Source organism: Enterococcus sp. AZ156 (assembly GCF_051714165.1).
GTDB lineage: Bacteria > Bacillota > Bacilli > Lactobacillales > Enterococcaceae > Enterococcus_B > Enterococcus_B pernyi.
The window spans coordinates 971,226-995,855 of record NZ_JBIORI010000001.1; the positions used below are offsets into that span (position 1 = coordinate 971,226).

Annotated in this window: 20 protein-coding genes and 1 riboswitch; of the genes, 16 read left to right on the top strand and 4 right to left on the bottom strand. The window is 38.1% G+C overall.

The genetic code is table 11. The features are described 5' to 3' along the window. The first annotated feature begins 39 nt into the window (after positions 1-39). Positions 40-215, top strand: a riboswitch (M-box (ykoK) riboswitch). A 145-nt stretch (positions 216-360) separates the two neighbouring features. The 4 genes from mgtE (at position 361) to IGJ95_RS04685 (ending at position 4,086) form a co-directional block, all read left to right on the top strand. Then, positions 361-1,752, top strand: coding sequence for a magnesium transporter (gene mgtE, locus IGJ95_RS04670; protein WP_153830341.1), 1,392 nt, complete (start codon positions 361-363; stop codon positions 1,750-1,752). Between the two features lie 186 nt (positions 1,753-1,938). Beyond that, positions 1,939-2,604 carry a potassium channel family protein gene (locus tag IGJ95_RS04675; RefSeq protein WP_010735916.1) on the top strand — a complete coding sequence of 222 codons (666 nt, stop codon included), beginning with the start codon at positions 1,939-1,941 and terminating at the stop codon, positions 2,602-2,604. A 15-nt stretch (positions 2,605-2,619) separates the two neighbouring features. Next, the gene (locus IGJ95_RS04680) at positions 2,620-2,922 is read left to right on the top strand and encodes a HesB/YadR/YfhF family protein (protein ID WP_010735915.1); all 303 of its coding nucleotides are present in this window, start codon (positions 2,620-2,622) and stop codon (positions 2,920-2,922) included. A 216-nt stretch (positions 2,923-3,138) separates the two neighbouring features. Further along, on the top strand, positions 3,139-4,086 hold the full coding sequence (locus IGJ95_RS04685; protein ID WP_010735914.1) for a phosphoglycerate dehydrogenase: 948 nt from the start codon (positions 3,139-3,141) through the stop codon (positions 4,084-4,086). Positions 4,087-4,141: 55 nt separating this feature from the next. Here IGJ95_RS04685 and IGJ95_RS04690 read toward each other — a convergent pair whose 3' ends face one another. Next, complete coding sequence (locus IGJ95_RS04690; protein ID WP_010735913.1) at positions 4,142-4,948, bottom strand: DUF1189 domain-containing protein; 807 nt, start codon at positions 4,946-4,948, stop codon at positions 4,142-4,144. 188 nt (positions 4,949-5,136) lie between these two features. Here IGJ95_RS04690 and IGJ95_RS04695 point away from each other — a divergent pair, with 188 nt between their 5' ends. From IGJ95_RS04695 to IGJ95_RS04705, 3 genes are all read left to right on the top strand, one after another. Then, positions 5,137-5,610 (top strand): GtrA family protein, encoded by a 474-nt coding sequence (locus IGJ95_RS04695; protein ID WP_010735912.1) that lies wholly within the window; start codon positions 5,137-5,139, stop codon positions 5,608-5,610. Positions 5,611-5,691: 81 nt separating this feature from the next. Then, positions 5,692-6,294, top strand: a complete 603-nt coding sequence (locus tag IGJ95_RS04700; protein ID WP_010735911.1) for a superoxide dismutase — start codon at positions 5,692-5,694, stop codon at positions 6,292-6,294. 128 nt (positions 6,295-6,422) lie between these two features. Then, on the top strand, positions 6,423-6,623 hold the full coding sequence (locus tag IGJ95_RS04705; RefSeq protein WP_010735910.1) for a cold-shock protein: 201 nt from the start codon (positions 6,423-6,425) through the stop codon (positions 6,621-6,623). Positions 6,624-6,721: 98 nt separating this feature from the next. Here IGJ95_RS04705 and IGJ95_RS04710 read toward each other — a convergent pair whose 3' ends face one another. After that, the gene (locus IGJ95_RS04710; RefSeq protein WP_438761503.1) at positions 6,722-8,179 is read right to left on the bottom strand and encodes a helix-turn-helix domain-containing protein; all 1,458 of its coding nucleotides are present in this window, start codon (positions 8,177-8,179) and stop codon (positions 6,722-6,724) included. 508 nt (positions 8,180-8,687) lie between these two features. Here IGJ95_RS04710 and IGJ95_RS04715 point away from each other — a divergent pair. The 6 genes from IGJ95_RS04715 to IGJ95_RS04740 all read left to right on the top strand — a co-directional run bounded on the left by IGJ95_RS04715 (position 8,688) and on the right by IGJ95_RS04740 (position 18,698). Next, on the top strand, positions 8,688-11,417 hold the full coding sequence (locus tag IGJ95_RS04715; RefSeq protein WP_438761505.1) for an adhesive domain-containing protein: 2,730 nt from the start codon (positions 8,688-8,690) through the stop codon (positions 11,415-11,417). Between the two features lie 79 nt (positions 11,418-11,496). Continuing rightward, positions 11,497-13,170, top strand: a complete 1,674-nt coding sequence (locus tag IGJ95_RS04720; RefSeq protein WP_153830343.1) for a hypothetical protein — start codon at positions 11,497-11,499, stop codon at positions 13,168-13,170. 5 nt (positions 13,171-13,175) lie between these two features. Then, positions 13,176-13,415: a hypothetical protein gene (locus tag IGJ95_RS04725; RefSeq protein ID WP_010735905.1), complete on the top strand. Its 240-nt coding sequence runs from the start codon at positions 13,176-13,178 to the stop codon at positions 13,413-13,415. Positions 13,416-13,432: 17 nt separating this feature from the next. After that, positions 13,433-14,905 carry a Mur ligase family protein gene (locus IGJ95_RS04730; RefSeq protein ID WP_010735904.1) on the top strand — a complete coding sequence of 491 codons (1,473 nt, stop codon included), beginning with the start codon at positions 13,433-13,435 and terminating at the stop codon, positions 14,903-14,905. A gap of 416 nt (positions 14,906-15,321) precedes the next feature. Then, positions 15,322-16,536: an LCP family glycopolymer transferase gene (locus IGJ95_RS04735; RefSeq protein WP_010735903.1), complete on the top strand. Its 1,215-nt coding sequence runs from the start codon at positions 15,322-15,324 to the stop codon at positions 16,534-16,536. Between the two features lie 398 nt (positions 16,537-16,934). After that, positions 16,935-18,698 carry a carbohydrate-binding protein gene (locus tag IGJ95_RS04740; protein ID WP_153830344.1) on the top strand — a complete coding sequence of 588 codons (1,764 nt, stop codon included), beginning with the start codon at positions 16,935-16,937 and terminating at the stop codon, positions 18,696-18,698. A gap of 113 nt (positions 18,699-18,811) precedes the next feature. Here IGJ95_RS04740 and IGJ95_RS04745 read toward each other — a convergent pair whose 3' ends face one another. After that, a complete protein-coding gene (locus tag IGJ95_RS04745; protein WP_228065581.1) occupies positions 18,812-19,294 on the bottom strand; it encodes a TspO/MBR family protein in 483 nt (160 codons plus the stop codon). Between the two features lie 365 nt (positions 19,295-19,659). Between IGJ95_RS04745 and IGJ95_RS04750 the strand changes: the two genes are divergently transcribed. The 3 genes from IGJ95_RS04750 to IGJ95_RS04760 all read left to right on the top strand — a co-directional run bounded on the left by IGJ95_RS04750 (position 19,660) and on the right by IGJ95_RS04760 (position 23,084). Beyond that, positions 19,660-21,210 (top strand): fibronectin type III domain-containing protein, encoded by a 1,551-nt coding sequence (locus IGJ95_RS04750; RefSeq protein WP_438761508.1) that lies wholly within the window; start codon positions 19,660-19,662, stop codon positions 21,208-21,210. Between the two features lie 364 nt (positions 21,211-21,574). Continuing rightward, on the top strand, positions 21,575-22,153 hold the full coding sequence (locus tag IGJ95_RS04755) for a lytic polysaccharide monooxygenase (protein ID WP_010735899.1): 579 nt from the start codon (positions 21,575-21,577) through the stop codon (positions 22,151-22,153). A gap of 214 nt (positions 22,154-22,367) precedes the next feature. After that, positions 22,368-23,084 carry a YcjF family protein gene (locus tag IGJ95_RS04760; RefSeq protein ID WP_010735897.1) on the top strand — a complete coding sequence of 239 codons (717 nt, stop codon included), beginning with the start codon at positions 22,368-22,370 and terminating at the stop codon, positions 23,082-23,084. A gap of 115 nt (positions 23,085-23,199) precedes the next feature. On the opposite strand, the gene rlmD is transcribed toward IGJ95_RS04760, so the two are convergent. Next, the gene (gene rlmD, locus IGJ95_RS04765; RefSeq protein ID WP_010735896.1) at positions 23,200-24,576 is read right to left on the bottom strand and encodes a 23S rRNA (uracil(1939)-C(5))-methyltransferase RlmD; all 1,377 of its coding nucleotides are present in this window, start codon (positions 24,574-24,576) and stop codon (positions 23,200-23,202) included. Positions 24,577-24,630 lie beyond the last annotated feature (54 nt).

Genomic DNA, 24,630 nt, shown 5'->3' on the forward strand with positions numbered 1-24,630 from the left:
CTTATTGACAAAAACCAATTTTACCTGTAGGGTTTAATTATAAAAACTTGTTAGGTGAGGCTCCTAAAAGAACACAGGCTACTGCCCTCAAACGTCGAGAGACGCCACAGGGTATAACAGGCAACGTCGGCTTAAGGCGTGCTTAACGTAGCTATCTGGATTATATTTCCAGAATTACGTCTTTTAGTGCTAAAGCTCAGACGAGAAGTTCGTTCAGGTAAACACTGGTACCATTTTGATGGGATCTTATGAGACGGCTTCTTTTGGAGGCCGTCTTTTTTATATACTTCCTGTTTTTTCCAAACGAATCCATCCAACAAGTTTATATCGAAAAAACGATGTAACAAAGGAGAATACGAGATGAGAACATTAAATGATACAAATAACCTAGAAACACAATTGAAGATTCTTAATTATCTTGAGCAAAAAAAGCTTGAAGAATTGAAGAACTATTTAGCAACGATCGAGAAAGTGGAATTGATCCAACTATTTGTTACGTTACCTTTAGATAAGCAAGTACTGGTCTTTCGATTATTATCAAAAGACAAAGCCCTCGAAATCTTTGAAACATTTGAACCGTCTGTCCAACAAGATTTGCTTCGTTCGTTTACGGATGATGGTGTGATTGAATTTGTGAATGAGATGGCTCCAGATGATCGGGTAAGGTTGTTTTACGAACTACCAGCAAGTGTGACTAAAAAACTATTGGCAGAGCTTTCTGAAGAAGAGCGAGCAACAACGAATCGATTGATGGGCTATGAACATGAGACAGCTGGACGGATCATGACGACTGAATTTATTTCAATTAAAAAAGAAATGACTGTTGAAGAAGCACTGCATAAAATCAGAAGATTAGCGAAAGAAATGGAAACAATCTATATTTTGTATGTGACAGATATGGCGAAAAAAATTGAAGGAGTACTATCGTTAAAGGATCTAGTCATTGCAGAAAGTGATCAACAGATTGAAGAAATCATGATCAAGCACGTCGCTTATGTAACCACAGATACAGACCAAGAAGAAACTGCACGATTGTTACAAGAGTTAGATTTGATCGCTATTCCCGTCGTAGATAAAGAAACACGACTAGTAGGTATTGTGACAGTGGATGACGCCATCGATGTCTTAGAGCAAGAAACGACCGAGGATATGTTCAATGCTGCTGGTTTAGCAGACGTCGCCTCTGTAGAAGCTGATCGTAGTACAGTACTGATTAACGGGAATCTTTGGCAAATATGGAAAGTCCGGTTGCCTTTCTTAGCGATCACATTGGTTGCAGGGATGTTAGCTGGTCTAGTAATCGATGAGTTTGAACAAACGTTAGAATCTGTGGCTGCTGTTGCTATTTTTATTCCTTTGATCATGGATATGGGTGGAAATGTAGGGACGCAATCATCGACGGTTTTTGTTCGTGGATTATCTTTAGGGCACATTGATCTCAACACATTTATCAAGCACTTTTTGAAGGAAACAGGGATTGGTCTAAGTTTAGGGATTGTTGTAGGGATCGTATCTGGAATAGTCGCTTCTGTGTGGCAAGGCATACCATTGTTAGGTGTAGCTGTGGGGATCTCTCTGGTCTTTGCAATGACCTTAGCTGCCGCCCTTGGTTTTTTGATTCCTTTTATCTTATTGAAATTGAATATTGATCAAGCTGCTGGATCTGCACCGATTATTACATCGATCAAAGACATTGCTGGGTTGTTTATTTACTTTATTTCAGTTAACGTATTCTTAGGCTACCTATTGTAGGAATAATTAGTAATATAGCCATACCTTTTTAGTAGAAACATCAAGAAATATTCTATGATCTACCATAGTAGGCCTTCTCTTGATCCTCCATTAAAATGAGTCTTTTCCGTAAAGAAAAGCAGGGTTGCTTTTGTTTTTACAGTGGCTTTGCTATACTTGAAATGGAATGGATAAAGGAGGAGAAAAGTGAAACAGAATTTTGCAATCGTAGGACTTGGACGTTTTGGTGGCAGTATCTGTCGTACGTTAGTCGAAGCTGGTCAAGAAGTTTTAGCTATTGATAGCAGTGAAGACCGAGTGAATGAATATATGAATATCGCAACACATGCAGTGGTTGCGAATGCACAAGATGAAATGACTTTACGATCTTTAGGAATCAGAAATTTTGATCATGTGATCGTAGCAATTGGAGAAGATATCCAAGCAAGTATTTTAGTGACACTGATGGTTAAAGAAATGGGCGTTCCGAATATCTTAGCCAAAGCACAAAATGAGTATCATGCTCGTGTTCTTGAAAAGATCGGTGCAGATCGCGTTGTTCATCCTGAGAGAGATATGGGGATACGGATCGCACATAATCTTGTTTCTAAAAATATTTTGGATTATTTAGAGCTGTCAGACAAATTCTCGCTCGCTGAGATTCGGGTATCTAATCCCAAGTTCTTTAATAAAACATTAGCAGAACTAAATTTCAGACAGCGATTTGATTTGACTGTGGTAGCCATCCGACGCTTCGATCGTTCTGTCGTAGTGTCACCAGCCGCAGACGAATATGTACGTGAAAATGATAATTTACTTGTTATCGGAGAAACAGAAGATGTAGATATACTTGATGATAAAATGAATCAATAAAAAGGGGCTCATCACATGCAATTAACAATAACGGACAAAGCAAAAGAATGGTTTCAAGCAGAGGTAGATTTACCTGAAAATTATGGTATCCGTTTTTTTGGGAAAGTATATGGCAAAACAGAAGTACATGAGGGATTTTCAATCGGTATGTCTGTGGAGTTACCAGAACGTCCGATGAAACAAGAAACGATCGATGGTCTATTATTCTTTATTGATGAAGCCGATGATTGGTTCTTCAAAGGATATGATCTGGTTGTTGATTATGATCCACAATTAGAGGAACCAACGTATCATTTCCAAGAAACAGCAGATGTATAAGGTGAGAAATAGTCTTTTATCTTTAGGAAAAAAGCCTGACGAACGAAAAGTAAGTTTTACTTACTTTCGGATTGTTAGGCTTTTTTTTAGACAGTCAAACGCTGATCCACTTTTACTGTGTTCATTATAGGAAAAAGTCATTCAAAGAATGAAGTGCAACATACTTCATTCTTTTGAGGGATTAAGCTAGACTGATAAGTAGAGAGGATGGGTGTGATGACAAAAAAAATAATTTATTCAGTACGTTCATTTCGTGAAGAATTTATCGAAAAGATCAAAGAAATAGCACCAGAATATTCATTTCAAACGGAAGTAGCATCCGACGAACTTTCTGAAATAGCGATCAGTATCGGCTGGAATGGAGATTATCAAGAAGATATATTCGCTTCTGACAGCTTAAAATGGGTCCAATCGATTTCTGCTGGAGTAGATAATCTTCCATTAAACGAATTCGCTGACAAAGATATTTTACTTTCCAATGCGAGTGGTATCCATGTAGAATCGATCAGCGAGCATACCATGGGCATTATTTTAGGCTATTCTCGTGGATTGTTCCAAGCCCAACGAGCGCAGTTCCATAAAGAGTGGCTAGGATCAGATATCCATTATCAAGCATTGGCAGATCAAAAATTACTAATTATAGGAACTGGACATATTGGAAAAAAATTGGCACAACATGCAGCTGTATTTGGTTTAGAATGTATCGGCATCAATACATCTGGACATCCAGTGGAAGGATTCAAAGAGACTTATCCATTAGAGAAATTAAAAGAAATTTTACCGAAAGCAACGATTGTGGTGAATATCTTACCTTTGACAGATCAGACAAAAGGGTTATTTGACGCAAAAGTATTTGAAGCTTTTGATAAAGAAGCGCTATTCATCAATGTAGGACGTGGGCCTTCCGTAAAAACATCTGATTTAATAGCTGCGTTAGACGATGGACAACTGGCTTTTGCGGCTTTAGATGTGTTTGAAGAAGAACCATTAGCAAAAGATAGCCCATTATGGGAAAGAGAAGATGTGTTGATCACCTCTCATATTGCAGGTCAGACACCACATTTCCAAACGAAGTTTATGGATATTTTTCTAACAAACTTAAAATCCTACGTAGACAAAACAGAATTAGAAGTAAATGAAATCGATTTGAATGAAGGCTATTAAATGAAGAAGAATCTCTAGAAGAGGTGTGTAATGACTACCTCTCCCAGAGATTCTTTTATTTTGGTAATTGGATTTTTGGCCAGCCTTTGACTGCTTGAGCAAAAATGAATATGCCCGCAAATGCAATAAACGCTGTTGTATCAAAAGTTGGTGCAAAAATCATCAGGATCGTTGCAATAACAGTGGGTAATGATATCGCATAGATCATTGTTTTTAGACAATCGAGAAAAGTTACTTTAGCTAAACGTAATCTTGCATATACATAAGCCGCAAAATTTGCCATAAGTAAAGTGATGATCAGATTTAAAAAGCTAGGATAAATGGAAATCAAAAATACTAATGCTTTGATCCAAAAAGGGATCGTTGCTTCACTTAATGTACTACGTAAGCTTTCGCCAGTTAGATTTTTTAAAGCATTATTCGTGTACTCAAATTCAAACTGATTATTGTTCAGCAATGCCGAAGTCGTGCCGGTATTCGGTAAAGCTAGAACCAATTTATCCTTTAGCAGACCGACACTTAGGAAATTCCCTATCAAATCTGAAGAGATATCTTCAGGGGTACGTTTTCCTTCGGGGTCAAAGGTAAAGATGATCGAATCCGTTTGATAAATAAAACCTTCATTTGTTGGCGAATCGATTTGTCCATCACGAATCTTAAAATCTGGAATTTCAGCTGCAATTTTTTGACCATCGGACTTGATAGTGTCCAGCACTTGAAAAATTTGGTAAGAAATAGGTAATGCCATTAGTACACTCAAACATAAAAGATAGACTAATGATTTTCCAAATGATACGTTTTTAGCATTTTTAAGCTCGGTGAATCGAGCAAATGAGCTAATGATTAGTTGTTTTGTTGTCATAATTACTCCTTCTGTAGAATTGTCATCACTAGCAATTCTAGCGGAGTATGCTATGAATTACAAGAGTTCTAAAACATTCTCTCACGATAGATAAGGTTATATTCTTATCGATCATTGTTTTCTAGAGATGAAAATTATTAGCAGATAGAGTATGATAGGAAAGAATGATAAATAAGGTAGGTAGAAAAATGAAGATTTATGTTCAATTTAAAAGCTATTTAGAAAGTAAAGGATATTGGGAAGTTTTCATCTATCTATTTTTTGGTGGATTAGCAACAGTTGTCAACTTCGTCAGTTATGCAATCGCGCAACAAATCTTCCAGTTATCGATGCCAGTATCGAATACGATTTCTTGGATTTGTTCTGTTTTATTTGCATTTGTCACCAATAAGGTATGGGTGTTTCAATCCAAATCTCCTAGTTATACGCATTTATTTATCGAATTTGGGAAATTTGTTTTTTACCGAATCGTTTCTTATGGACTAGACATGGGCGCCATGTTCTTGATGATCAAAGGGTTGGAAATGAATGATTATGTCGCTAAAATCATTACACAGATCTTAGTCGTATTGGCAAATTATGTCTTTAGCAAATTATTTATTTTCAACAAGACAGAAATTATCGAAGAACCAGCAGAAACCAGTAAAAAATTGGAAGACTAGGCATAACAATTGAAGAATTTCCCTCACTTTGTTACTCTTTTAGTGTAAAGAGACCCAACAAATTTGAGGAGGAATTTTTTTATGACTTACACATTACCAGATCTACCTTATGCATTTGATGCATTAGAACCATATATCGACGAAGAAACGATGCATTTGCATCATGACAAACATCACAATACTTATGTGACAAACTTAAATGCAGCAATCGAAAAATATCCTGAACTAGGCGAAAAAACAATAGAAGAATTGCTTTCAGACATGGATGCTATTCCATCTGACATTCAAACTGCTGTACGTAATAATGGTGGTGGACATGCGAACCATTCATTCTTCTGGAAAATCATGGCACCAAATGCTGGTGGCGAGCCAACAGGAGCAATCAAAGACGCAATTAACGAAACATTCGGCGATTTTGCAACATTCAAAGAAGAATTCAAAAAAGCAGCGGCAGGACGTTTCGGTTCTGGCTGGGCTTGGTTAGTACTTGAAGATGGTAAACTTGCAATCACTTCTACAGCCAACCAAGACTCACCATTGATGGAAGGCAAGAAACCTGTTCTAGGTTTAGATGTTTGGGAACATGCTTACTACTTGAAATACAAAAATGTACGTCCTGATTACATTGAAGCTTTCTGGAATGTTGTGAATTGGGATGAAGTGAACAAGCATTTCGCAGGCTAAAATAGCGTTCTTCCATTTGCCATGGAATTTAGAAAATTAACGGGGCAATGCTTGCGAGCGTTTTCTAAATTCGGTATAATGTTTTTGCAAGGGTTACTTGCAAGAACTTTTTTGGAGGCTATATATTTATGGAACACGGAACAGTAAAATGGTTCAACAATGAAAAAGGATTTGGGTTTATTACAGTAGACGGTGGAGACGATGTATTCGTACATTTCTCAGCAATCCAAGGCGATGGCTTCAAAAGCTTAGAAGAAGGCCAAGAAGTAGAATTCTCTATCGTTGAAGGTGCGCGTGGTCCTCAAGCTGCTGAAGTATCTAAATTATAAGATCATGTTGACGAAAAAAGAAGATACGGCTTGCCGTATCTTCTTTTTGTTTCTTTATTTTCTCTTTCTGGAAAAAATGGTTTTACAAGAAAAATTAGTTAATTTTGGTTATTGCCAAACATAATTTCTTTGATTTTTTGGACTAAGTGCTTATTATCTGAAGTAGAAAAATCATTGCGGATAGTAATATAAGGAATTTCATTTTCATAGCTGATTATTTTGGTGGGGGCCTCAGTTGTACGAATAATCAAGTCAGGATTCAGCAATAATTCATTTGTGAAAAGGACATTCAAATACAAACCTAAATGGTTTTGTAAAACTTTTACATATAATAATTCGATACTTAAAGGATAATCACTTTCTAATTTCACTTTGATCTCTTTATCAAAAAATGTGGGTGGGGCAATGACTAAAAATACTTCGATCAACGTACTTAATTGAATCCATGGAAAATGTGTTTTTTGCATTTGTTGAGTCCAATCGACCATATTTTGATAGAAATAGGGATAATTTTTTTCGATAAAATCAGTAACTTCTCTTTTTTTGCCAGAAAAAGGACTAAAAAGGTAATCATGGATAGCGTTCGCATATAATGTTGCATCTAATAACTTTTTCTTTGAAGTAATTTCATTGGTTTTTATCCCAACAGATTTCATACAATGATAAAACTGATCGCGAAATTCATTAATCGGTGTCGCATTTTTTTTATGAACCTTTGATGCATGAACCATAATATTTTTATTTACGTAAATGTGAGGGCGTGTTTGTATCCACAATAAAATAAAGTTTAACTCAGAAGAAGGTAAGCCATAAGCAGAAATAATCGATTTCAGGTCAGTGGTCACATCAGAAAGACCGTCTAGCATAGGATCTAAAAAGTGAGGAAGTTCAGGTTCAGGGACAGGATATCCTTGTTTGAATCGATTGATATTAACAGCTAATATGAAGCACCATTCCATTGTTTTAATTTTGTTCCTTTTTAGTGCAATATTGGTAAAAACTTGTTTTACTGTCGTTAAGATCTTCTGGAAATCAAGCGTTAGAAATGGCCATTCGATTCCTTCATATACCTCCCATAAGAACAAATAAATCGTGTAGCGAATTTGGGTTTCTTTTCCACTGAAAAAAATAGTACCTTCTCGTGTTTTTATTTTTAAATCATAGTAACTGAAGAAATGATTTACTTGAGCCAACTGCCTTCTGAGAAAGGATTCGCTGATTCCATGATGAGCGGCGAATTCGTAAAGCGTGAGATTTGAATGTAGACAAACAGCTTTAAGTATTTGGAAATTTAACGAATTTTCAAGTATTGCTAGTTTCAGTTGATGAAAGTCATAGTTGTCACCAAGAAAATGGTAACTAGATCCATCTTTTTTGAACATATTATTTTGGGATAGAGAACATAGGCGTTCGCAATGATTGAATAAGGAACGTCTATCTATGTGGAGTAGACTTGAAAGTTCGTCCATTGTCAAAGGTTGATGTGACTCGTAACAACTTTTTAAAATAGTCAGTTGTACGTGTATGTTTTTCTCTAATATAGTATAGATATTCAATGAGAAACCTCCTTCATAAGCAGATAGATAAATAGTTGAATTATTATAAAATGTTATATTTTTATTCAAGATATAATAATTTTCATTTTGTTAAATAGTATATTTAGTAAAAAAAAAGGTTACATAATAATTTTTTTAGTTATTTTATTAGGGTGATAGTACAAGCTTTTTGTAAATAAATAATAATAATTTACTTGGTTAATATTATATGTTATTTGGCATTTTAAATAAATTTTTTTGCATAAAATAACGATTACATATTCATTTTTAGGTATTATCATCTGCTTTCAGATAGTTATTTCAAAATATATCAGAACTTAATGATAGATTTCTTATTTCGACGTTGCTACTATTCAAGATAACTTAAGTTGTAATGAGAAAAATTAAAAAGATATCTTTTTAAATTTTTGGTAAAGGAGTGTCATTCAGGGCAAAGCATATTTATTCGTGTTGATTCAATCTGTGGGGGAGAACAAAAATACATGAATCTGCTTTAGGGGGAAAGGGAATGAAAAAGGATTACAAAAAAAGTATGGATCAAAAGGCACGTGCCAAACGGCGATCAAAAAAAACAATATTGATAGGTACGTCGATAGCAGCAGGGGTGATGTTAGGGGTTACTCCGATTTCAATTGTGACACCTTTATTTACCCTTGGCACACATCAAGCATATGCGGATGTGGTCAGTGGACAAATATTCAATACTTTGACTACAGCTAATACAAGTGGCACAACAGCTTCAGCTCCTTATCAACTTAGTGGGGCGACTAGAAATGTCGACTTTACGATTTCAGGAGAAAATGGAATCAATGTTAATTTATTGAATGGTACGAGACGAGCAGTCTTAGTGATCCCAGAAGAAATGCAGGGACTTGTTTCCCCAGCAGGCCCTGGGACTTTTCAAACAGATATATTACTTCCACAAGATGAATTAGCTCCACTGCTGAATGCAGTAAATAGTGCGGTCACTCCTTTAATCACAGCGATTGATACCTTGTTGGGGGCAAATCCATTAGCAAGTGTGAATCTTGCTGAAGTTTACGAGCAGTTGAACTTATTACAAAATCTAAGTACGTTGACTTCTGCTGAAGTGCAAATTCCACTGCAAGTACAAGGGGACGAATATATCTATGGTGAACTGGATGGGGCACTTGAAACAGTTGTCAGAGAGGGATTAACAGAAATATTAACTGATTTGAACAATGCCGTTCAGGCGTTACAAGCAACTGGAAATGGGGTTTTAGGAAATGCGGCAGCTGGGATTGTTAATACTGCATTAGCTGCGACTGTAAAACCAGCATTTAACTTAGCATTTGCTACTGCAACAGGACTATTAGGTCCAACTTCTTCTTTGGTTGGTGTTGTAGCAGATGCGAGTGTGCTAGGAGGAACAGAAATCACAATCCCGACAACGATCCAAGATCCTAATTATGCTGATTTAGCAAATGCAGGGATCGATTTATCAACTCCTTATGAAGCAGGCTTTGTTGGAACTGTTGTGAAAGCAGATGTGTTGAACCTTAATGTGGGTTCCACTACTGACGGCTATTCACCGATTTTTTACCAAGCAGCCGAAGTAACTGCGCCTTATAATGTTGAAGTTACAGGAAATTCAACAGAAGGATATGAAGTCACTGGGTTGGCCGATCCAAATGCTACAGTGCGGATCTATGACGATGCCAACAATTTGATCGCAGAAGGTCAAGCCGATGGGACAGGAGCATTTACGATACCGATTTCTCAAGATGATGTTGCGCCACTTGATGATATCCAATTAATTGCCTACGATCAAAACGACAATCCAAGTTTACCAACGGCGGCAATTATTCCGGATGATGAAGAGGCTGATGCTGACGCGGATGCTGATGCTGACGCTGATGCTGACGCGGATGCCGATGCTGACGCCGATGCTGACGCGGATGCGGATGCTGACGCTGATGCTGATGCTGACGCGGATGCGGATGCGGATGCGGATGCGGATGCCGACGCGGATGCCGATGCCGATGCGGATGCTGACGCGGATGCGGATGCTGACGCGGATGCGGATGCGGATGCTGATGCTGACGCGGATGCGGATGCGGATGCGGATGCTGACGCTGATGCTGACGCCGACGCCGATGCTGACGCCGATGCGGATGCTGACGCTGATGCCGACGCTGATGCCGACGCTGATGCCGATGCTGACGCTGATGCCGATGCGGATGCTGACGCTGATGCTGACGCTGATGCGGATGCCGATGCGGATGCTGACGCCGATGCGGATGCCGATGCGGATGCCGACGCGGATGCTGACGCTGATGCTGATGCTGATGCGGATGCGGACGCGGATGCTGACGCTGATGCTGATGCGGATGCTGACGCCGATGCTGATGCTGACGCGGATGCTGATGCTGATGCTGACGCTGACGCTGATGCGGATGCGGATGCGGATGCGGATGCTGACGCGGATGCGGATGCTGACGCTGATGCTGATGCGGATGCGGATGCTGATGCTGATGCGGATGCTGACGCTGATGCTGATGCCGATGCTGATGCGGATGCTGACGCCGATGCTGATGCTGACGCGGATGCTGATGCTGACGCCGACGCCGATGCTGACGCTGATGCGGATGCTGACGCGGATGCGGATGCTGACGCTGACGCTGATGCGGATGCTGACGCTGATGCTGACGCCGACGCCGATGCTGACGCTGATGCGGATGCTGACGCGGATGCCGATGCTGACGCTGACGCGGATGCGGATGCTGACGCTGATGCTGACGCCGACGCCGATGCTGACGCTGATGCTGACGCCGACGCGGATGCGGATGCTGACGCCGATGCGGATGCTGACGCTGATGCTGACGCCGATGCTGACGCTGACGCTGACGCTGATGCTGATGCGGATGCCGATGCTGACGCTGATGCGGATGCTGACGCGGATGCCGACGCGGATGCTGATGCTGATGCGGATGCTGATGGTCGTCTAGGTGGGATTGGAAGCAACGGGGGTGGAGCAGGAAATAATCCAGATGGAGATCCAGTTGGCTTGTTCCTAAGTACTCGTGGAACAAGCAACCAATCTGGTTGGACTTCTGCTAGAAACGGAGTGAATCCTAGTGGTCACCACTCAGCGACACCGAAAATGTATCCTAAAACAGCTGAGCATTCATCTGTTGCCACTTCTTGGTTAGGTGCGATCACAGCACTACTTTCGGGAATTGGTATCTGGAAATCTAAAAAAAATAAAGAAGATTAATGAACAGGAACTAGAAAATTAGCTATGACAATCGGAAAATTGTCTGCTTGTCATAGCTATTTCTGATAGAGGTGATATGATGCTAGTGCAGACGCGTAATAAACTCTCGATACTTAAAGATATCTTGGATACTACAGGAATGGAAACAGAGAGAAAAACAGCTATCATTACTACTGGTGAAAACAAAGAACGTGGAAAAACGATGGAGTTTTATGGGAAAAACATCTCTCAACTTTGGAATAATATCGTAACTGCTTATCAAACGAATCAATGGGACAAAAACTCTTATGTAAGAGTGGATCTTGTAACCGAAGAAGAAAAAATAGACTTCGACTTGTTGAACCAAAAATTAAAAAAAATCAAGCGCAATAATTATATAGATTTTAATGTACGATTTGATGGAATAAGGAAACGATCTTTTTTAAAAGAAGAATTAGTAGGAAATGCCATTATCAAACCGGCTAAAACACATATTGTTGGCAAAAATCATCCGAATCTACAAATTGACCCACAGAATTTTCGAGGATATGTGAAACGTAAATATAATCGAGAAGAGGCGGATTTAAGTTACTTAGCGCGCTCAAACGTTTATCTTTTTAAGACAAAAGCTTATTATATTGAAAACAATCAAGTAATCAAGCTTGAAGATTACGGAAATGGAAATCAGGTGAGAAGGATCACTGAAGAGTCTTTGAATGAAGTGACTGATTCCGTCATAAGAGAAGGAAGTAAGTATCTAAAAGGACAGCTAACTGACACTGGACAGTTTATCTACGGTTATTATCCTTGTTATGATCAATTAATCAAGGGCTATAATTCAGTCAGACATTTCTCTTCATTATATGCGTTGATTGAAGCTGCTGAGTATTTCTCAGACCATGAACTGTTGCTACAGGCAGAAAAAGGTCTTGCTTGGGGTATCGAAAACTTAACAATGAATGAACAGGGATACTTTTTGGTCAAAGACTTTTTCAATAAAGAGATTGAATACAAATTAGGTGCCCAAGCAACTGCAATTTTAGCAATCGCAAAATATGTCCAAGTATCCGAGGACGTTTTTTATAAAAAATACTTGAAACAACTTGTTGATACGATTTCTAGGAAATTTCTCTCAATAGACAACCAAACAATCCATGTCCTGGATAAACAATTGACGGTCAAAGAGCATTTTCGAATCATTTATTATGATGGGGAAGCCTTGTTTTCTTTGTTAAGAGCGTATGAGATTCTTAATGATCCTAAGATTTTTAGTACGTGTGAAATCTTGATGGAACATTTTGTCACGGAAGATTATCAAAAATATCACGATCATTGGTTGAGTTATGCGACAAACGAGATGCTAAAATATAAACAAAAAATTGACTATTATCGTTTTGGAATCAAAAATGCCCTTGAAAATATCAACTTTATTGAGCAGAGAGACACTGCCTATCCGACAATGCTTGAATTACTTGTGGCAGCGTCCAAAATGATGAGGAAACTGGAACATAGTGAACTAAAAAATGAACTTTTCAATACGCAAAATGATTTCATTGAAGTAAAGGAAAGAATCGATACAGTGATGAAGAAGCGTGTTTCTCATGAAATCAAAACAGGAGTCATGTTTCCAGAATATGCGCTTTTCTTTAAAAAACCGGTTCGTATCAGCTATGGTTTTTTTGCAAGGCATGATCGTTTTCGTATGCGGATCGATGATGCAGAACATTTTTTGTCAGGATTGATCAATTATCAAAGCCACTATAAAAAGGAGTGAATAAGATGGTTGCATTTATTCGTTTTGCAGCATTGGCATTGATCGGGATTTCCTATTTAGGTTATCGTATAAAAAAGAAAAAACATCACCAAACAGAATCGCTAGAGACGGATCTGAGCCAATACGAGAAAAATGAAGAAGGACTTTACCCTTGGGAAGTTGATGCCGATGACTCGCCTAAGCGAATTGATCAAAAAGCAAGAAGATATGTCAATCAAGCAAGACCTAAGCGTGGAAAATGGTAAACAAAGTAGGTGGAAAGATGAATACGATCAAGCAATTACTTAGTGATATCGAAGGTTCATATTTTAAAGAGTATGCTAGTTTGGATCAGGAGATCAATCAACTTGAGTACTTTTCTGGACATCTTAAACGTACGAAAGATTATTCTAAAACATTATTTGTCTGTATAACAAATGAACGGCGTCAATATATCAATCAAATGCGTCCAGTCAAATGGGCGGATGGAAATGAACAAATCAAAGGCAAGGAAAATCAATTTGCTTTGATTGTCACAGAACATCCAATCGAAGACCCGCGTGTGACGACACCGCAATTCATTGTCCAAGATAGCTGGCGTTTCTTATTGGAATTTGCCAATCAAATGCGGCAATCGTTCAAAAAACCGGTGATTGCGATTACTGGTTCTGCTGGAAAAACATCTACACGTATGATGATCACCCATGCATTCAAAGAAGAAAAAGTTCTAGAAAATCGTGGAAATCATAATGTGAGATTTGCGATTCCTCTTTATTTAAGTCAGTTAGTAGGGGATTTTGACTTATTGAACCTTGAAGTATCTCTCAATGCGTTGAATACGTATGATACGGGTTCAATGTCTAGTCTAATACAACCCGATATAGCCATCGTGACTTCGATAGGTGAAGCACATCTTAGTTCCTTAAAAACAACTAAGAATGTCGCTTACTACAAATCAAAAATCTTTGACGGTTTAAAACAGAATGGTACAGCAATCATCAACACCGATATGGGTGCTGAAGAGTTAGCTATACTCATTCAAGCAGCCGAAAAGAAAACAACTGAAATTTTTACTTATTCGCTATATGATACAAGTAGAGATGTCCATGTCTTGTCCATTGAACATAAAAAAGAGTTTTGTGAAGTAGGTATCCATTTTTTTGAACAAGAGTTCAAGATCCGTCTCAGTGTTCCATCTTCTGGGATGATTTCCAATGCTTTGGCAACGCTGATAGCCATTTGGAAAATCAAAGGAGATGTTTCAGCTTATCTTACCACCTTCGAGACATTCAAGCCGTTACCTAAAATTTTAGAAAAACATGTTTATCCAAATGAACCTTCTTTCACTTTTATTGATGATACACACAATGCGTCATTACCCTCTATGAAAAATGCAATCGACTACTTTAAAGCAGTACGCCCATTTTATAATGGAAAATCGATATTGGTTCTAGGTCAAATCGCGGATTTAGGAAATGCTTCTGCAAATGTCCATCAGCAGGTGATGGAGGCATTAACAGACGTGCCAGCAGATCATATTTATGGCTATGGGGGACATTTCAGAGAATTATTCAATGAACAAAGTAAAAATGACCAGAAATACGAATGGTTTGAAACGTTACCCGAATTAACACAAAATATCGAACAGCATTTAACGAATGATAGTATCATTTTGGCAAAGGGGTCAGTCACAGGTAGCGATTTCCATGAGATCGATAGATATATTCGTCAGTTTTCTTTGAAAGAAATGGTGTGAGCTCTCGCATACGGGGAGCTACTAGAACGTTTTAACAACATTTACTTGAACAATCACTTATAACAAATAAAAAAAGACGGAGAGAACGGAGAAGTTGTTTCATTTCCTGATTTCTCCGCTTTTTTTTGCTGGAAATGCTTAATAGGAAGGCATAAACAAAGTTAAAAAAAACTAGTTTTTTTAATTTATTGAACAAAAAATCATAAAAATCCAATAAAACGTATAAAAAGAATCGCTTTCTTTCTTTTCTGTTTATGCGCCCTATGGTATGATAATTAAGAATTTTACAAAAAAATACATATGAATCACGAAGAAAAACACTATTTTTTAAAGTTTTATTAGGATTAAGTAGTTGGATTGCTGAATGATTGGGTGTATGAGAGAATAATCAAGAATATGTATGATAGAGGTGTAGTATGAAGCGGTGGCAAAAAGTGATATTGACTTTATTGGGAATAATCGTACTTCTCATCGGCGGAGTTTCAGCTTATGGAATCAAGTTTATGGGAGAGGCGAGCCAAACAGTCAATCGGATTTCAAAACAATCTGATCGTGTATCAGCAAAACGTGACGATCGAGTAAGTATTGATGATCAAGAACCCTTTTCAGTATTATTATTAGGATTAGATACAGGAGGCCTTGGACGAACAGAACAAGGGAGATCCGATACGATGATGGTCGTGACCGTCAATCCACAACAAAAGAAATCAACGATTATTAGCTTGGATCGAGATATCTATACGAATATCGTCGGTTATGGGACGGTCGATAAGTTGAACCATGCCTATGCATTTGGTGGCGTAGAGATGGCAATGGATTCGATCGAACAATTACTTGATATCCCTATTGACCACTATGTCACAATCAATTTGGATGGTATGAAGGACTTGATCGATGCAGTAGGTGGGATCGAGATCGACAATAAAATCGACTTTACTCTAGATGGCGTCCATGTTCCAGAAGGAAAACAAACAGTTGATGGTGAAAAAGGGTTGGCGTATGCAAGAATGCGGCATGAAGATCCTGAAGGTGATATCGGCCGACAAGCACGTCAACGAGAAGTTGTGACGAAAATCGTCAATAAAGTAGTCAGTCTTGATGGCGTTAGCAATTATCGAAAACTTTTAGATGCGGCAGGTAACAATGTGACAACTGATTTGGATTGGGATGACATGCTAGATATCGCAACGAATTATACCTCCGCTTTCCAAACAATCAAGCAAGACCAGCTAAAAGGAAAAGATACGACGATCAATGATGTGTACTACCAAATACTAGGTCAAAATGACTTATTATCGATCCAAAATCAATTGAAGAAACAATTAGAGATCAAGCCAAGTGATACGTTGCCTAACTTAAAAAATGATAATGCCTATATGATGTTTTATGATGATTCAGAAAATGGTGAAGGAGATACCACTGCTAATACCACAACCGGTGAGACATCTGAATATTCACAAGATACGTACAATCAGTATGGCACCGATGGGTACGGTCAGCAGTCGGTCTATTCAGAAGACACCTCTCAATACTACGACCCAAATCAGTATAACCAGCAACAATATTATGACCCATATGGCGGTCAACAAAATGATCAAAGCACAGAGACTTGGACAGGCAATGGCTATTAACAAAGCTTTGTTCTTATGATTTAAACAATAAATAAAACGAGTAGATATCGAAATTTAAGGATACATCCTTAAATTTCGATATTTTTTTAGTTTTTTAAGTTATGTTATTTTTATTTTGTTTTAAGTGTTTTTCTTATAACGGAAAATAATTTAAAATGATAGATAGATTTTATTTGATTACAGAAATGTCTTGAAAATGTTTGTTTATCAGATTTTTTTACGTTAATTTATTCAAAACAGAGTAGTTTTATATATTTTTATTTTTATACTCAAAATTAAAAAACGCTAATTCTTATTTAAAAATGTTATATTTTTAGTTTTTATTTGTTATGATATCGTTGTGCAAGAGGGAAATACATAGCACGAGATAAAATTGTTGATGGGGGATATACATACTAATGAAAAGAAATGTTCGTCTAAAGAAATTATTGGCTGGCGCTGCATTATGCAGTCTGCTAGTCGCACCATTGTTTTTGAATGAACAACAAAGTGCAGCAACAGAACAAACAATCAAAACAACACCTGATTTTGGTGTAGGTCAAGGTATTGAATGGCCAGAACAAGTCGTTGCACCATTTGTTGATATGACAGCTTATACATCAGGTACAGAGTTGTCGAATAATGGCGCGTTGAATCTAGCGGCAATTGCAAAGGAAACTGGGCAAAAATTCTTTAATTTAGGATTCATGCAAGCGAAAGGAATCAAAGATGGTAAGATCGATTGGGCATGGGGCGGATTTGCAGGATTGAGTGAGAATGACAGTGATCAATGGCAATATGAAGGTATCAAAAAAACGATCCGTGAATTAAGAGTGGTTGGTGGAGATGCTGCTGTTTCATTTGGTGGACTGAACACAGGTGCTTTCTGGGAAGTCAGCCATGATGAAGATATGCTTTATGATGCTTATATAGAAGTGGTTCAAGGATATGGCTTTACTCGTGTAGATTTTGACGTGGAAGCAGGGGCGATGGGCTATACAGAAAACTTACTCAATGCGAAAGCAGTCAAACGACTACAAGATACTACAGGAGTACAAGTAACGTTGACATTACCTGTTATGCCGACTGGTTTGATTTCGACTGGACTATCCGTATTGCAAGCTTATTTAGAAGCAGGTGTCGATTTGACCAATGTCAATATTATGACGATGTGTTATGGTCCGAGCGTCATTGATTATGCACAAGGATCATTAGATGCGGTCGACAATACAATGGTCCAATTGAAGAATCATTATCGCCAATATGCTGGTATCACTTTGACTGATGAAGAAGCGTATGCAAAATTAGGTACAACTCCTTCGATTGGTTTTGAGAACGAACAACATCCGTACTTCACGACAGAAATGTTCAATCAAGTTGTCGAACATGCAAGAGAACGTAAAATTGGTATGGTTTCTTATTGGTCGATGAACCGTGATGCAAAAACAGATGGTGGACAAGGACAAATAAAGAACCAATTTGAATTCTTAAAAGTGAGTGAAGCATTTGCTGAAGGTAATGAGGGCGGCGGAAGCGAAACTCCGGAAGATAAAGAAAAACCGTCTGTTCCGACAAATCTTTCTGTTGGGGACATTACAAAAAATAGTGCTCATATCAACTGGACGGCGGCGACTGACAATGACCGTGTGGCAAAATATAACGTGAGATTAGTAGGGAATGGACAAACGATCAATGTTACGACTACTTCTCTTTCATACGCGTTTGCAAACTTAAAAGCCGATACAGAATATATGGTAGAAATCAATGCAGAAGATCGTTCTGGAAATATTTCGGATACGGCAAAAGTTGCATTCACAACTTTAGCGGATGTAGTAGATCCAGAGGAGCCGGGAGAACCTGGTGAACCAGGGGAGGCACCTGCATGGGAGGCGACAAAGGTTTATTTAGGTGGAGAAGTTGTATCTTATAAAGGTGCTTTATATCGCGCTAAGCATTGGACGCAAAACAATGTACCGAGTGAGTCAGGCCAATATGGTCCTTGGGAATTGATTTCAGGAACGCCAGAAGGTGGCGATGAGATCGCCGCGTGGGAAGCGAATAAAGTTTATGTACAAGGAAATCGAGTGATGTATAATGGGATCGTTTATGAAGCGCAATATTGGACACAAAACAACAAGCCAAGCGAAGCTGGATTGTACGGTCCTTGGAAACAGGTTGGATAAAACATTCGAATAATAGAATCATATAAAAAAGCTACGTGAGCGATCACGTAGCTTTTTTAAATCATTGTTGTGTGATTCATTCTAGTACGTTGTTATTAGTTAAAACCTATCGATTAATTCAAAATAAAAATCGCGTAATTCAAGATAGATGCAAAAAATACCCATAAATAGTAAGGAATCGTCAACCACATTGCTGTGCGATTGTGCAGCCATAAATGATAGACCAAAGCTGTTAAGAAAATCATTAATAAAGTGATATCGATTGCTGAAATCAAAGTATTTCCAAGGTTAAAGAATAAAGCTGACCATAAAAGGTTGAAGATGAATTGAATAGTAAAGAGCCCCAGTAGTTTAGAGCGGTGTTTTTGATTTTGTGTATTTAGAATAAAGTACAAAGAAATGCCTATTAAAATGTAGAGGACCGTCCACATAGGACCAAAAATCCAACTAGGTGGTGCAAAAGCTGGGAGTTGTAACGAGTAATAATATTTTCCTGGATTGCCGCTAAGAATGCCAGATAAAAATCCCAAAGCAACGATTCCGATAATGCAAACCCACAAACGATAATCTTTTAATCGATTGATAGTGTATACCATAACAAAAACTCCTTTCTTTAGACAGTTTAACATAATTATTTATAACAGCACCTATTTATGGCTTGTGATTTATTAAGTTATTTTAAAAAATGTTGATATAGCGTACATATTGACCGAAATAAATCAGTGACGAGGTGATTAAATCGGTGATAAAAGCTTTTTTAGGTTGATTTTTAAACGTTGTTGCAATACCGAACATTTTTGTTTTTACTTTTTTATTTAACTATAAAACGGAGGTAAAACGATTAAATAACCTTAATTTCTTTTTTGTTTTCGTTATATTATTTTGAGTTATCTGATATTATAAAATTTGTAATCGATTACGAACAAGGAAATGAATTAGTTGAATGGGGAGAGTTTGGAAAATGAAGAAAAAAAGTGTAAAAAGATTATTAGCTGGAGCAGCATTGTGTAGCTTATTAGTTGCACCGTTGTTTTTAAATGAAGAGCAAGGAGCGGCAACAGTGCAAACAGTTCGCGCAACACCTGATTTTGGTGTAGGTCAAGGAATCGAGTGGCCAGAACAAGTCGTAGCGCCATTCGTAGATATCACGGCGTATACTTCAGATGAAGTGCTGTCAAATAAAGGTGCCTTGAATATGGCAGCAATTGCTAGAGAAACAGGTCAGCGTTTCTTTAATCTAGGGTTTATGCAAGCTAGAGGGATCAAAAATGGGAAACTTGATTGGGCTTGGGGAAGCTTCAATGGATTGAGTGAAAGTGATAGTGACCAATGGCAATATGAAGGAATCAAGCAATCGATCCGTGAGTTAAGAGAAGTAGGCGGAGATGCAGCTGTGTCATTTGGCGGATTAAATTCTGGTGCCTTCTGGGAAGTAACGCAAGATGAAGATATGCTTTATGATGCTTACATGGAAGTTATCCAAGGTTATGGTTTTACACGTATTGACTTTGACGTAGAAGCTGCTGCTATGGGGTACCACGAAAATTTAGCAAATGCGAAAGCAGTAAAACGATTACAAGATGCAACTGGGGTTGACGTGACGTTGACATTACCAGTTATGCCTACAGGATTGATCTCAACAGGATTATCTGTCTTGCAAGCTTATTTAGAAGCGGGTGTTGACTTAACTAACGTGAATATCATGACGATGTGTTATGGATCAAGTGTTACAGACTATGCGCAAGGTTCGTTAGATGCGGTAGACAATACAATGGTCCAATTGAAAAATCACTACAAACAATACGCTGGTAAAACATTAACGGATGAGCAAGCTTATGCAAAATTAGGTACGACTCCTTCTGTAGGATTTGAAAATGAACAACATCCTTACTTTACAACAGATATGTTCAACTTAGTTGTACAACATGCCAAAGAACGCAAAATCGGTATGGTCTCATACTGGTCAATGAATCGTGATGCCAGAGTAGATGGCGGACAAAGGCAAGTGAAAAATCAATATGAATTCTTAACTGTGGGTCAAAGATTTACAGATGGTTCTGAGATGCCTGAAGATACACAAAATCCATCAACACCGACAAATGTAGGTTCAGATTTCATTACGACACAGCGTGCGCGTATCAATTGGACGGCATCAACGGATAATGACCGCATTGCTCGTTATAACCTTAAATTAACTGGTGCAGGCGAAACAGTATCAGCGACAACAATGGCTGTTTCTCATACCTTTGAAAACTTGAAGAGCAATACGACTTACACAGTTGAAGTGATTGCAGAAGACCGTTCTGGAAATGTTTCGGATGCAGCAACTTATACTTTTACTACGCTTGAAGAATCAGAATCTACTCTGCCCGCTTGGGACCCTGCAACAGTTTACTTAGGTGGAGAGCGTGTTACATATGAAGGGCTGATCTATGAAGCGAGACATTGGACACAAAACGATATTCCAAGTGAATCTGGTCCTTATGGTCCATGGAGACTTGTGACTAAATAATCCGGCGATTTCTTATTACTCCATAGATAAAATGATAAATCGTAAAAATTATTAATAACTTCTATTGTAAAATGATATTTAAGTTATTATTTATATAGATGTGTAAAAGAAGAGAGTCTTAAATAAGCTCTCTTCTTTTTGTTGGAAAAACAATATGTATATTGAAACATTAAGAAAATATTAAGTGTACAATAGAAACATTTAGGTGATTAACTATCCTTATTGCTAGTTAAATCCTATTAAATCAATCTTTTTATTAGATGTTTTAAATTAGCTTATCTGCGATAAAGTTATAAAAGCATAATGTTTGTTTTTATTTTAGAAAACGTTTACAATAAACCTATCAAATATAGGAGGTTCAGTTATGAAAAAGTTTAGTATTATGATGTTCGTAGGAATTGTTATGTTAGGTTTGTTTGGTTTTGGTACATCTGGTTATGCACATGGTTATGTAACATCTCCAGGGAGTCGTGCCTATTTCGGTACAGCAGCTGCAGGTAATTTGAATCAAAACGTTGGGCGCGCACAATGGGAACCACAAAGTATTGAAGCGCCTAAAAATACATTTATTGATGGAAAAATCGCAAGTGCAGGTGTTAGTGGGTTTGAACCATTAGATGAACAGACAGCAAATCGTTGGCATAAAAGTGTAATTAATGCTGGTCCTTTGAATATCACTTGGAACTTAACTGCACAACATCGTACAAGTACTTGGGATTACTATATTACAAAACCAGGTTGGAACCAAAATCAACCTTTGAAATTCAGCGATTTTGAATTGATTACAAAAATCGATGATAAAGCAACAGTTCCGCCAAAAACAGTAAATCAAACAATTACTGTTCCTCAAGATAGAAAAGGCTACAACGTGATTTTAGCTGTTTGGAATATTTCAGATACAACAAATGCGTTCTATCAAGTAATTGATGTCAATGTTCAATAGAAAAACCTTGAAGAGAAACCTTTTTAACTGATCATATAAAGAACACCTATGAAGTGACTCTCATTTTCACTTCATGGGTGTTTATTTGTATGTTCGAACCATTTAAAATCAATAGGACGAGGTTCGATGATGATCCCATTTTTTGGCGAACTTCAGGTTGTATTGTATGATAGAAATAAGGATACCAAAAGGGAAGGGTTACGGAGGAAATCAAATGAAAAAATTTTTACGGAAAAAAAAGAAAAACAAAGAATCGATTGAAGATACTGTAATCGAAAACGAAGAAACAAAAGTAGAAGAAACATTGGAGCAAACACCTGAGGAACAAAAGGAATTTGCTTCCTTTTTCGCTGAAACAATGAAAAGACTTCCTCAAAAAACAACCGCAGCTATTTTACGAAATTTTGATTCGTCAAAAAGCAAAGCGGAACAAACATTAGCAAAGAGTAAAACACAATTCGATCGTTTATTTGAAGAATTCTTAAAAGGGGTAGATGAACCCTTACGTAGAAAATGCCATGCAACGATTCATGCGGCCTCTTTGACAGCGGCGATCATCGGTTGTTCACCGATCCCTTTTTCAGATGCTTTTTTACTGGTACCAGTTCAGCTAACGATGATGGGACGTCTCCACAAGTTATTTGGACAATCATGGTCTGAATCATTAGGTAAAAGTGTCTCAAAAGAGTTGATCGTTGTTAGTTTAGGTAGAAGTGCAGTAGGGAATATCATTAAGATCATTCCGGCAGTAGGTACAGTGGCTGGTGCAGCGATCAACGCAACAGTCGCTAGTACGATCACCGAATCATTAGGCTGGATCACAGTAAAAATGTTGAATGATGGCGAAGATATTTTTGATGATGTCATGTCTTTCAAAGGGCAAGTTCAAACACTTTTTACTTTATTGAAACGAAAAAAACAAATGAAATAAGGTTTAATCAGAAATAATCGGATAAAAAAATAAGCATTGACCTCGGAAATAGTTTTGACTATTAAGTAAAGGAAAATGCTTATTTTTTATAAGGATTCTGGCTGGCGCTATTGAATTATTTTTTTGTTAATTTCACGACGACTTCACAACGTGCTGTCTGAGGGAACATGTCGACAGACTGTAGATACTCGACGTGAAATACTTTCGCTAATTGGACGAGGTCCCTTGCTAAAGTCGAAACATTGCAAGAAATATAAACTAATTTTTGCGGTGGGTTTTTTAAAATTGCTTGGATCAACTGCTCATCCAAACCAGTACGTGGCGGATCAACAATGATCCCATCCGGACGAAAGCCTTTATTCAACCACTTTGGTAAGAGCTCTTCTGCCGTACCCACTTCATAACGAGTATTCTCATAGCCTAATCGTTGTGCGTTTTTCTGTGCATCTGAAATGGCTTGGGGGATGGTATCCATTCCGCGTACTTCTTTTGCTTTGTTTGCCACACTCAAACCAATTGTCCCAACACCACAATAAGCATCTACGATCGTTTCTTCTGGTTGGATGGCTAAAGCTTTGATTCCCTCACCGTATAAGACTTCTGTTTGTTGAGGATTCAACTGGAAAAAGGCACGAGGTGAAAGATCAAAAGTTACTTCATTGATCCGTTCCTCAATGGCTTCTTTTCCCCAAAGGTGTTTTGTTTCGTCACCCATCACGAGGGAGGTTTTTAAAGGTTGCACGTTTTGCATGATCGAAACGACTTCAGGGAGTTGCTGATTGATCTCACGAATCAGGGCATTTTTTTGTGGGAATTTTTGACTCCTGGTGATAAAGACAACTTGTAGCTCACCTGTCTGTATACCCACTCGAACCATGATCGTGCGGAAAATTCCGCTATCCGCACGTTCATCATAAATCGGTAAATCATATTTATTCAATAAATCGACGACTGTATTCATCACTTTTTGTGTCGCAGGCTCTTGCACTAAACAATCAGTAATTGCCACTAAGTCATGAGAATTGGCTTGATAGAGTCCAGCTTCGATTTTGTCTGTCTGTTTATTTTTTCTCAATTGAAATTGCGCTTTGTTCCGGTAACGCCATGGATCCTCCATTCCAATCGTTGGTAAAAGTGGATACTCACGATAACCGGCGGGTTTGAATTTTTCTAAAGCCTGCAAAAGCAAATCTTTTTTGAAATCGAGTTGTGCATGGTACGCTAAATGTTGCAATTGGCAACCACCACATTCATAGTAGACTGGACATGGAGCAGTCACACGGTCACTACTTGTTTTTTTGACTTTAACGAGTTGTCCTTCGGCATAGCGAGGGGTCGCTTTGGTGATCTTCACTAGGACTTCTTCTTTAGGAAGGGCATACGGAACAAAGACGATCATGCGTTTAAAGTAGCCGATTCCTTCTCCGTTGATCCCTAAACGTTTGATTTTTAATGTGATCGTTTGGCCGTTTTTAACAATTGCTTCTGGCATAGGTATCTCCCTTTTTATCATTATGTGGCTATATTCTAACATATTATAGCGAAA